Origin of the sequence: Pedobacter sp. Leaf41 (assembly GCF_001422545.1) — a bacterium.
Lineage (GTDB): Bacteria > Bacteroidota > Bacteroidia > Sphingobacteriales > Sphingobacteriaceae > Pedobacter.
Genome location: NZ_LMLE01000008.1, coordinates 545151 through 557215 on the forward strand (window position 1 = coordinate 545151; position 12065 = coordinate 557215).

The 12065-nt window shown below is 40.2% G+C and carries 4 protein-coding genes; 1 reads left to right on the top strand and 3 read right to left on the bottom strand.

From position 1 onward, the window contains the following. Window position 1: 1 nt before the first annotated feature. From ASE92_RS14785 to ASE92_RS14795, 3 genes are all read right to left on the bottom strand, one after another. Entirely contained in the window at window positions 2–6508 is a 6507-nt protein-coding gene (locus ASE92_RS14785; RefSeq protein WP_056850873.1) for a type I polyketide synthase, read from the bottom strand. A 372-nt stretch (window positions 6509–6880) separates the two neighbouring features. Beyond that, the gene (locus tag ASE92_RS14790; RefSeq protein ID WP_056850874.1) at window positions 6881–8047 is read right to left on the bottom strand and encodes a glycosyltransferase family 2 protein; all 1167 of its coding nucleotides are present in this window, start codon (window positions 8045–8047) and stop codon (window positions 6881–6883) included. A gap of 55 nt (window positions 8048–8102) precedes the next feature. Then, window positions 8103–9020 carry a glycosyltransferase family 2 protein gene (locus ASE92_RS14795; RefSeq protein ID WP_056850875.1) on the bottom strand — a complete coding sequence of 306 codons (918 nt, stop codon included), beginning with the start codon at window positions 9018–9020 and terminating at the stop codon, window positions 8103–8105. A gap of 187 nt (window positions 9021–9207) precedes the next feature. On the opposite strand from ASE92_RS14795, the gene ASE92_RS14800 reads away from it, so the two are divergent. Further along, window positions 9208–10488, top strand: a complete 1281-nt coding sequence (locus ASE92_RS14800; protein WP_056850876.1) for a nucleotide sugar dehydrogenase — start codon at window positions 9208–9210, stop codon at window positions 10486–10488. The last annotated feature ends 1577 nt before the right edge of the window (window positions 10489–12065 follow it).

A 12065-nucleotide genomic window follows, 5' to 3' on the forward strand; every position in this document is an offset into this window, starting at 1 on the left:
TTTAGTTGGTTTGAACCTGTAAGAACATCGCGTTATTTTCCGGATCCTCAATAAACCAAGCCGGGTTTCCAAAACGATCCTTTCCTAATCTTGCTCCCGAAACCGGAGGATGATTGTTGTCGATTACGACTGCACTAGGATTATATGTCAGTGATTTTGATTGGTTCTGCTGATTTGGGAAAAACCCTTTGTCAATCATTTCATCTATTGAAGCGCTAAAAGCGGTAATAATTTGATCAATATCGTGATAACTCGTAGCCTCAGTGATAAAACAAGGGAAACCATCCAGAATATGAATGCCTTTCTCTCTCATCAACACAAATAGAAGCTCACTGTAAGCCATTTCCTGATCAAATTTAAGTTTCCATAGTGAGCCATAATTTACTACCTGCATGGGTAATCTTCTTAATGCGATTTCACGGTTTAGCGACTTGGAGATAAAATCCCCTTTATCGTTAAGTTTCTGTTGCAAAGAAGGTCCCTGTTCCTTCATGTAGACTAAGGATGCTTTGGCAGATGCTAAAGCAAGCGGGTGACGAACGAATGTTCCAGCAAAGTAGGTAATGCCAACTTCGGGGATAGAGTCATCACCGTAATTCCAGGTTCCTCCATCAAGTGCATCCATAAAAGTTTTGGTGCCTGCAATAACACCTATTGGGATCCCTGCGCCAACTACTTTTCCGTAAGCGGCTATATCTGCTTTTACGCCAAGCAAAGCCTGGGCGCCACCCGGATGCATTCTAAAACCTGTAATTACCTCATCAAAAATTAGTGCTGCTCCATGTTCGGTTGTGATTCGACGGAGTTGTTGTAAAAAAGAAATAGGTACAAATTCTGGTCTTCTGCTTTGAATAGGTTCCACTAAAACACCAGCAATTTCATTTGCCCTGTCTTTTATGATCGCTAAGGTTTCATCTGTTCCATAATCAAGCACTAATATGTTTTCTACTGCTTCAGGCATAATACCAGCGGCAGCAGGAAAAGATTTCAATTTTTTGGTTCCCCGAACGAGCACTTCATCGAAAATGCCGTGGTAGGAACCAGTAAACGCTACAATTAGCGAGCGTGCCGTTACCGTTCTGGCCAAACGGATACAACCCATAACGGCTTCCGAGCCAGTACTACATAAACCTGTTCTATCAAAACCCGTAAAATCGCAAACCAAACGGCTTACCTCTGCCGCCAATTCATGTTGAGGCCCTACTTCAAATCCTTTTTCAATTTGATCGTGAAGTGCTTCCTTGATAAAATCAGGCTGGTAACCAAGCATATTTGAGCCAAAACCATTCAAAGCATCTATATACTGGTTCCCATCTAAATCCCATAGTTTACTACCGCTCGATTTTTTAACGATTATAGGATATATTAAATCTTTAATTGCAGGTTTAAAGCCATTTACCACACGTGGATCAGCCATAAAACGCCTGCTCTCTGCTGTTGAAGCCTTGCTTTTGGCAGTTTTCGCATTGTAACGCTTTGTTAATGCTGCCAAGAAATTTTGCTGCTTTTCGTTAAGAGCCGTTTTGGTAAATTCAATTTTTGGTGTAGCGCCAAATGGTTTTCGCACTTCGTTTTGCTCTTCTGTAGACAGGGCTGATATTGGTGTAAAGCTTTTTGCCGGATTTGGCTGTGGTGTAACTTTTGCAATATTTTCTGCAACGGCAATTGGATTGCCTGGCGTATGCGTGATCAGTTGAATCTGTTTGGCAATCAATTCCAATTGAGCTGAAAGCAATCCCAAAACACTGTTTTCTTGTGCTTGTACTATATATTGTGGCGAAACCGGTGCCGCTTGTATTAAATCTGGCACTAAAGGATCTGTAGGGATTAATGGCTCAAGATAATTAACCAAAGCCTCAATTGATGAGCACTCTTCATTCAATTGCCTAAATGTAATAGGCAAATTGAATTCTTTTTTGAGCGAAGTAGCCAACTGTGTTAGTAGTAAGGAATCAAATCCAATTTCTAAAAAGTTCTTGTTTAAATCTACTCCTTCAAACTCTATTCCTGATGAATGCTCGAGTACTGCTTTAACTTGATTAATTAGGGCGTTTTTTTTCATTTGACTTTGATTGTCGGTGTTGTTGGCTTTTACTACTGGCTGAGGTATGTTTGTGCTGCTGGCAGTTGACTGTAGCGGTTCGATCCAGTATTTTTCTTTATGGAAAGCGTAAGTTGGCACTTCAACAAAAGTTCTTTCCTGATTTTTATAGTATTGCTCCCAGTTGATTGTAATACCTGCGCACATTAGTGCGCCTAGTGTATGGATTATTTTTTGTGTATCGACGGCGGTAGGTACCATGCTGGATAATACCGTGCGCTCAGATGCATTCTCCATTAAAATTTGTTTGGTAAATACACTTAAGGCTTCGCCTGGGCCGACTTCTAAAAATAAGGGATCGTGATGGCGAATGATATAGGCTATTGCTGTCGAAAATTTTACCGTATCCCTCAAATGGTTAGTCCAGTAATTTACATCAAGCGCTTGCTCATCTGTGAGGAGTTTCCCTGTTACCGAAGAAATTATCGGCACTTTGGGATGCTGTAGGGTAATGGTTTCTACCAGTTTTCTGAAATCAGGAAGAACTGGATCCATCATAAACGAATGAAAGGCATGGCTCGTAGCTAACAATTTGCCAGGAATGCCTAAATTATCCAACTTGTTTTTGAAAGAAGTCAGCTCATTATGGCCCCCAGAAATTACAAACAGGTTTTTGGTATTTTCTGCAGCAATAGATAAATTTACCGGCAATATGTCAGCAATATCCATGTTTTTCAGTCGAACGGATAACATGCCGCCGCTAGGTAACTTACTAATTAGTTTGCCTCTTACGGCCACTAATTTTAACGCATCGCTCAACGAAAAAACGCCAGCTAAGTGTGCCGCTACATATTCTCCAACGCTATGGCCACAAAATACATCTGCCTTACAGCCCCAACTCATCCACAGTTTTGCCAAAGCATATTCTGTACAAAAAATAGCGGGTTGGGCGTATTGGGTATCATTTAATGTTTTAGGATCATTGGCTTCTGAAAAAATAATCGCTCTGATATCCAAATGAATAATCTTTTCCAATAACTCAGCACATTCATCAATTGCTTCCCGGTAAACAGCTTCCTGTTTATACAAACCGGCGCCCATAGTTAAATATTGTGCGCCCTGACCTGGAAATAGAAACACTAAGTCACTAGCTTTTTGATGCAATTGATGCGCTATTGCAAATGACTGCTTTTGATTAGCCAATTCTTCGGCTAAATTTAATCCAGTGTTTACAGTGGCATAAGCGCTAAAATTGAAATCAGCTTGAGCGTGGTGGAGCGAGAAGGCTAAATCTTCTGCCAATAAAGCTGGATGTTGCTGAACAAAATTTTCGAGCTTGCTGCCATACGCTTTCAAGCTTTTGTCTGATTTTGCCGACCATGATATCAATTCATAATCCCTTTGTGGAGCCGATTTTCGTACCGGGTTTTCATAGCCTGCCAATACCACATGAACATTGGTGCCGCCTACACCAAAAGAACTTACGCCAGCCAAACGGGTGTCAGTGGTCCAGTCTTGCAAGTGGTTATTTACAAAAAATGGGCTATTATCGAAATCGATGTTTTTATTCGGCGTATTGTAACCAATTGATGGAACCAATTTTTTGTGATGAAGCGATAAGCAGGTTTTAATGAAACTTGCTACGCCAGCCGCTTCGGTTAGGTGTCCAAAGTTGCTTTTGATTGATCCGATTGCACAATATTGTTTATTGTTCTGCTGGCCAAAAGCCTGTACAAGGCCTTCAAATTCTATTGGATCGCCAATAGGAGTTCCTGTGCCATGTGTTTCCACATATGTAATGTCGCTCGATTCAACATCTGCATCTGCAATTGCGGCCAAAACAGCATCCGCCTGACCCTCCGTGCTAGGAGCGGTGAAACTGGCTTTATCTCTTCCGTCGTTGCTCACACCTACACCTTTGATCACGGCATATATTTCGTCGCCATCTGCTTTGGCATCTTCCAATCTTTTAAGCAATACTACCCCAGCACCATCGCTGAAAACCGTGCCAGTTGATTCATTATCGAATGGGCGGCAGTGTCCGTCCTTACTTAAAATGCTCCCCTCCTGATAAATGTGGCCACTATTTACGCAAGAATTAATACTCGCACCACCTGCTATTGCTACATCACACTGCATTGCCCTCAAACTGTTAACTGCTTCCAAAATGGCAAGCAGTGAGGTAGAGCAAGCGGAATTAATATTGATTGCAGGCCCCTTTAGGTTTAAATGGTATGCGGTTCTTGAAGCTATGTAATCTTTATCATTAACCGTGGTAACTTGAAGTTTACCCATGGTTTCAATTTTGTCAGGATTTGCCAGTACATTGTTTTCATAATAAAAGTTAGGTCCACAGCCCGCAAAAACGCCTGTTTTATGGTCAACTTTCGATGGAAGATGCCCTGTTTTTTCCAGTACTTCGTACGCTATTTCTAAAAATATCCTTTGCTGCGGATCCATCAGTTCGGCTAACTTTTTGTTAATGCCGAAAAATTCAGGATCAAAAAGCATGGTATCTTTAATCACCCCACGAGCCTTGATATATAATTGATCATTTTTAATCTGGTCAGGAATACTCGCGTCCAATTCCTCATCCGTAAAAAAGGTAGTAGTTTCTTCCCCTTTACACAGCAGTTGCCAGAGCGCAGAAATGGTTTCTGCACCAGGGAATCTACCTGCCATTCCAATTACCGCAATATCTCTATCGGCCGTTTGATGTTGATGATTTCTCCGGCGAGCCAATGTTGATGATTTATTTAAGTATTTTAGAATTCCCGCAATTGTTGGATATTGATAGAGTTTGGTAATCGGTAATACAAAATTTTGTTCAGATAAGGCAACAATTAGTTTTTGCGACAAAAGAGAGTCGCCTCCTAAATCGAAAAAATTATCATTTACGCCAACCCGTTTTACGCCCAGAACTTCCTTCCAGATAGCAGACATTTGCTTTTCCTGATCCGTTTTGGGCGCAATGTGAGGGTTTTGCAATAAATCAGAATAATCTGGAATAATCAAGGCTTTCTTATCTACCTTGCCATTTACCGTAAGGGGCATTTGCGCTAAATTTACCCAAACCCTTGGGATCATAAATTCTGGCAATATGGTGGCCAAATAGTTTTCAGTTTCTATCCTGTTAAAACCAAGTTTGCTCACCACAAATGCAACAAGTTGTTTTTCTTTGCTATTTTTTACCATAACCACGCATTGTGAAATATTCGAAGTGCCCAATAGTGCATTTTCGATTTCACCAAGCTCAATGCGGTAGCCCCTAATCTTTACCTGATCATCAATCCTTCCCAGGTATTCGATGTTTCCATCAGGCAACCATCTGCCCATATCGCCAGTTTTGTAGAGACGTGTTTGTTGAATGGAAGGGACAGCACTAAAGTTTAAATCAGTTAATTCTTGCTTATTTAAATAACCCTTCGCTAAATGATTGCCACCCAAATAAATTTCTCCTTTATCACCATTGTTTACCAATTCTTTTGCCTCGTCTAGAATAAAAACCGAAGTTCCATTTAATGGTTGGCCAATCGGCAAGGACTGTGAATGCATGGTGTTGTTGGCATCACATTTAATTGCAGTTGCAGTCACAGTGCCTTCGGTAGGCCCGTAAACGTTATAAAACGCTCCCGTATGCTGCCATTTCAGGTAGAGTGATTTTGGACAGACATCCCCGCCTACAATAATCCTTTTTAAATGATTAAATTTAGTTGGATTTAAGTTTTCCAAAAAGCCGGGTGTAACATCTAAATGGTTTACTTTATGAGCGTTTACGTAATCAGTAAACCTCTCAGTGTCTAATAGCAGATCTTCAGATAGTAGCACCAAACAGGCTCCTGTGCTTAACGCAAGAAAAATTTGTTCTACTGAAGCATCAAAGGCAAAGCTTGAAAATAGAAGTATCCGATCAGTAGATTCGACACCATAATAATGCGCTTGCTCGCTTATAAAATTACTCACAGCAGCATGTGTAATCACTACACCTTTTGGTTTCCCTGTTGATCCAGAAGTATAAATAATATATGCCGCATCATCCCCCTGAACAGGAATTGACGGTAACGCTGTGTTCTGGGCATCAATCTTTAAAGCCTCGTGCTTCAAAGAAATGATAGAAGCGTTTGCCTCAAAGTCATTTTGATGAGCCGCAAGGATAAAGGATGCATTTAAATCATTCAGTATATAATGTATTCGCTCCTTTGGGTAAGCAGGATCAATGGGCACATAACTGGCCCCACACTTCAACGTGGCCACAATGGCAACGATCATTTCAAAAGAACGTTCTAGAATTATTGGTACGTATGAATTTGGCTTTACCCCTCGATCAATAAGATAGTGAGCGAGTTGATTCGATTTTGCATCTAGTTCCCCGTAACTCATGGTTTCATCGTGAAATGCTACAGCAATGCGATTGGAATTTACAGGGATTTGACTAGCGAGAAGAGCATTAAGCGTATTCGTATTCATACAAACTTTAGATTATCGTCAATATTTCTTAGTGTTAGAAAAATATAAACAGCTGTTTTATAGCAATATGTAGCGATTTTTTTCTTTTGTTTACCAATCACTAAAGTAGCCCATTATTTCCTGGGGTGAAATAGTGCGAAAGGGCTATTAGCAAATTGTCATTACTTTTGAAATGACAGGCATTAGCGCTTAAAAGAATATTTCGGATGCTGTTAAGCATGTTGGTGATTTGGCACCTGGGGGTGGTGCCAAAACGTAGGAGCAGTTTTAGCTCAGTCAGCAGATTGAGCCTGTTTAGAAACGAGTAAAATGAACCATCCTTAATTAGATGATTCTTTGAAACAACGAAGTTGATGTAATTTAGCTTGTCGTCTATTTTCGTTTAGAACGTTCCCATGCAGCGCTTTGATTTTTGTTGATGTATCTGAAAATGCCCGCAATAACAGCATAATTCATGACACAAAAATAATAAGGCACGAAGAATGATTTAATTTTGATATTTTTTTGCTCAAATAATAATCCGATATAACTACAAACATAAAAGAGAATCTGGGCTATCAATAAAATCGTATAAATTTGGGAGTGATCTTCCGCCACAATAAAAACATTTAGGATAAAGGCTAAAATCAGCAAAAAGGGTGTTACTGTCCACCGTAGTACCCGATGAGATATGTATTGAAAAGTGAGTAGCGGATTATGAAATGGATTGGCTGCTTTTTTTAGCCTTAAAATAGATTGTATCCCTCCGGCTGCTATCCTGATCTTCCGTTTAAGTTCTTCCTTTGTATTTGCTGATGCTGTTTCTGATGCATAGGCGTTTGGCTCATACGCAATAATGTAACCCTTTTCAGCGATTCTCATGGCAATCATGTGGTCATCAATAATGGTATCGGTTTCTACAGGTTGATACAAGGATGTTCTGATGCTGAACAATTCGCCTGCTGCCCCAACGTTGGAATAAAGTTCGTAGTCCCATGTTTTAAGCTTCGATTCATATTTCCAATAAAAACCTTCACCAGCCGAGCTGGCGTCTGCCTGTTCATCTACCAGGATTCTTTTCTCGCCGGCAACAGCGCCAACTTTTTCATCTTGATAATGCTTTACAAGTTGTTTAATGGCTTGAGGGTTTAAAAAGGTATTTGCATCCGAAAAGATGATAATTTCTCCTTCTACATAAGGCATCGCCCTTTTAATAGCAGCCATCTTGCCATTTCGGTCTCCATTATGCAACGAAGTGATCGCCTTGTATGGAAGAATACGTTCTGCAGTGCGGTCTGTGGATCCATCTGTAATGAAGATGATCTGGAACAGCGCTGTTGGATAATCAAGTGCAAGTGTATTGTGTATTTTTTCAACAATCAGTTCTTCTTCATTCCAGGCTGCAACCAGAAGGGTTACTTTTGGCAAATATGCCTGAAGTGCGAATACTTTTGATTTTACAAATAGTCTCTTCACTTTGATTAGGCAATAAAGCAACAATCCATATCCTAAAAAGGTATAAAATACAACGGCCAGAGCCGTCCAAAATAAAGCGATCATAAAGAAGTTATAAAATTTTCAGTGGCTAAAGCCATTAAGGGGCAAGTTTTGTCCATTACTTATTAACGATTAAATCGAAATTCCTGCTCTCTTTTGAGTTGGTTAAATGCCAAAAAATAGCTTTGCGCAGGTAAGGAATCAGATCAGTGCGACGATCTCTGACATATTTGATCATTTGTTTTGGTGTGGCAATGCAGGTAAAATATAAACTAAAAAGTATGGTGTTTACAACACTTGTATTTCTTCTGATAAACAGGATTCTGTTGCGTGTAATAAAGTATGTTTTCAACGCACTTTCACGGCCAACACTCATAGATTCTTTATGGAAAATATGGGTTTTTCCCGTAAACCATATTTTCTTTCCGGCTTTTTTGAACATCTCACACCAATCAAGTTCCTCGTAGTACAAAAAATAAACTTCGGGCATTAGTCCAATCTTTTCAATATCAGCCCTTCTACACATCATTGCGGCGCCGTGGCAAAATGCAGTCTCCGTACTAACTGCCGAAAATTGCCCCGTGTTTTTGCTAAGTAACCCATTTGTTTTATTTCTGCAGGTGATGTAGTTCATTGCGGTGAAACCAGCATATTGAATGGTTTCTGGTTGATCGTAATACAGGATCAAAGGAGAAATGATCCCGATTTGAGGATTGGCTTCCATTTCCTGGATCAGTACATCAACCATGCCTTCAATTACTTCGGTATCGTTATTGAGCATTAAAATGTAATCGCCCTGTGCAAATTTTAATCCTAAATTATTACCCCCCGCAAAGCCTAAATTAACCTCCGAGCGAATGTATATTAAATTTGGGAAACATGCCTTGAAATCTTCTCCATGGTCATCAACACTTGCATTATCAACAAGAATGACCTCTAATTTATTCAAATTTAAATTACGCTTAATAGATTCCAGAAAGTCGATTGTTGCTTCTGACTGATTATAATTTACCGTAATTATGGATGTTAAACTCATTTCTGCAAAATTATCAAATACCAGCCTGGTAACCCATAGCCTTTTAGGGTAGTTAAATAGCGTACTTCAATTAATACAAAGGTGATTCAAGTAGATTAATAGCTTTTTTACCACATAACCGCTGATGAAAGAAGCTCTGGTTGATGCCGATATTAATTTCTATATCTTTGCGGCATAGCTTCAAATGATGAATGAACAAAAAAGTATCGCGGTAATAGGTTTAGGTTACGTCGGCCTTCCGTTAGCCATTGAATTTGCCAAAAAATATAAAGTTATTGGCTTTGATACTAATTCTGACCGTGTTTCATCTTTGAAAAATCTGACCGATGTTACGAATGAAGCGAATCTCATTGATCTTGAACAAGTGCTTGATTTTGACGGCCATTATGGTTTGAAATTAAGCAATGCATTAGCTGATATTGAAGATTGTAATGTATTTATTGTTACCGTTCCAACCCCAATCGATCAATTAAAACAGCCCAATCTTGAGCCACTGCTGTCTGCAAGCAAAATGATTGCTGGAATCTTGAAGAAAAATGATATTATTGTATACGAATCAACCGTTTACCCGGGCTGTACGGAAGAAGACTGCGTTCCCGTGCTCGAGCAGTTTTCAGGTTTAAAATACAATATTGATTTCTTTTGTGGTTATTCTCCGGAACGCATCAATCCAGGTGATAAAATTAATACACTTACCAAAATTAAAAAAGTTACCTCTGGCTCCAATCCTGAAATAGCTTTAGAAATAGATCAACTTTATACTTCCATCATTACCGCCGGAACGCATTTAGCACCAAGCATCAAGGTGGCCGAGGCCTCCAAAGCGATTGAGAATGCACAGCGTGATGTCAATATTTCATTTGTAAACGAGCTGGCCTTGATTTTTGATAAAATGAATATCGACACTTCAGATGTTCTCGCTGCAGCTGCTACCAAATGGAATTTTTTAAATTACAAACCAGGACTTGTAGGCGGCCATTGCATTGGCGTCGATCCTTACTACCTCGCACATAAATCTGAAGCGATGGGTTACAAACCAGAGGTTATCCTTTCTGGCAGACGAGTGAACGATAATATGGGGCTATTTGTAGCAAATAAGGTCATTAAACTGATTATCGCAAATAGTGGGATCGTAAATGGAGCAAAAGTCCTCATTTTAGGTTTTGCCTTTAAAGAAAACTGTCCGGATACCAGGAATACTAAAGTGATCGATATTTACAACGAACTTCAGGATTTTAAAATTGATGTGGATGTGTATGACCCCTGGGCAGATAAAGAATCGGTTAAACTTGAATATGGAATTGATCTGATTGAAAAAGAAGATTTTAAGCAATACCATGCCGTGATTATTGCAGTTGCTCACCAACAGTTTTTAACAATCGACTACGCCAAAATGAAAAAAGATGGCGCAATCATTTTCGATACCAAATCTTTTATTGACCGCGAGTTGGTGGATGCGAGGCTGTAGATAAGCTTATCGTCTTTTCAATCAAAGAAGGGAGCTCTTTCTAAAATATGGGTAGGAGGGAGGTTTAACCTCACCCCCAATCCTCTCCTTAAAGAGCGGGAGCTCATGGCGGCTATAGCGAGCGCCTGTTTTAGGTTATCGTAATCTCATCTCGAGCGCAGCCGAGAAATCTTTGTACCTAATTGCGTATAAACCTGATGATAACTTAAATTCGATGTCGCTTAAAGCTTGAAGAACTAGAATTTTGTCTTCTATATTTTTGATTCAGAAAAACACAACCGCCTGCAATTTCGCCTTTGCTTTTCCACCTAACAAGGCCAACGCAGAACATCTACGTTCACCTTCAATCCGGCCTGACAAATTCTTGGGGATGCACGGTAAAGGCCTAAGCAGAAACTTGAATACAAAAACGGCGTAGCCCTCATGAATACCAATAAAAAGGGATGCACGGTAAAGGCCTAAGCAGAAACTTGAATACAAAAACGGCGTAGCCCTCATGAATACCAATAAAAAGATAAATATCAATGAATAATTTTAAGCCGGTGTTTTTTGTTGCTTTTTGACATCAAAAAGCAAAGAGCCCGTCCGGCCAGGACAAATGAAGTCTAACCTGATATCTTTATACACTTGAAAGCCTAAACATACTCAACAAATCCGTCATCCTGAGCTTGTCGAAGGACCTCTTTCAGTTTCTCTTTCGCCTCATCGGCGGCGGCCTTCTACTTTTCTCTTGACAGAAAAGTAGCAAAAGGTCAAGGCTTGCCCCTTTTGTTTGCATAAAGCTAGCGGAAAACTATTAGCGGTAATTTGAGGCCAGCCCTGGCTCTTTTCCTTTTCGGCTGCAAATTTCCCGTTTTCCACTGCTTTCTGCTTCTAAAATTGGCTAGGCCGGATAGCAGGGCAGCTACAGCGAGCGCCTGTTTTATGGGTGGTCATCTCGACCGTAGTGGAGAGATCTTTAAAACTAGATTTATCTAACCGGTATGTCATCCTGACTGTAGTCGACGGATCTTTTCTTAATTTTTCTTTTCGCCTCATCGGCGGCGGCCTAGTCCTTTTTTCAGAGGTAGTTATATTTTTATAGGCCTTCAAGCTTGCTTCGCAGGTTGTCTTGATACAAAAGAAACAAAACCGAGCCCTTCAGCGAGCTCATTAATACCTTTAAAGGCATCACAAGCTGCGATGAAGAATCGCAGAATACGCGATGCCTTGGTTTGTGGTTTTTGAAAGTTGCTACATAAGCTTTAACGTTTTCCCCTTCCATYAGCCCCTATGCMGGATAGCAGGGTGGCTATTGCGATGTGCCGTAAAACTACTCCGTAAGCATATCAAATCACCCTGCGTCATTGCGAGGAGGTACGACGTGGCAATCTTATCGTTTACGCCGTAAAACCCTTGGTCATATTCATCCACAATTTTTCTTTTCGCCTCATCGGCGGCGGCCTCTTACCTTTTTCTTGACAAAAAGGTAACYAAAAGTCAAGGCTTGGATCTGATGTTGGGTAAATTCGTCAAAGCTCTTATTGCGGCATCACAAGCTGCGATGAAGAATCGCAGAATACGCGATGCCTTGGTTT

Coding starts and splice junctions, on each gene's coding strand:
- ASE92_RS14785 (WP_056850873.1), bottom strand. CDS start 6,508: ATGAATACGAATACGCTTAATGCTCTTCTCGCTAGTCAAATCCCTGTA.
- ASE92_RS14790 (WP_056850874.1), bottom strand. CDS start 8,047: ATGATCGCTTTATTTTGGACGGCTCTGGCCGTTGTATTTTATACCTTT.
- ASE92_RS14795 (WP_056850875.1), bottom strand. CDS start 9,020: ATGAGTTTAACATCCATAATTACGGTAAATTATAATCAGTCAGAAGCA.
- ASE92_RS14800 (WP_056850876.1), top strand. CDS start 9,208: ATGAATGAACAAAAAAGTATCGCGGTAATAGGTTTAGGTTACGTCGGC.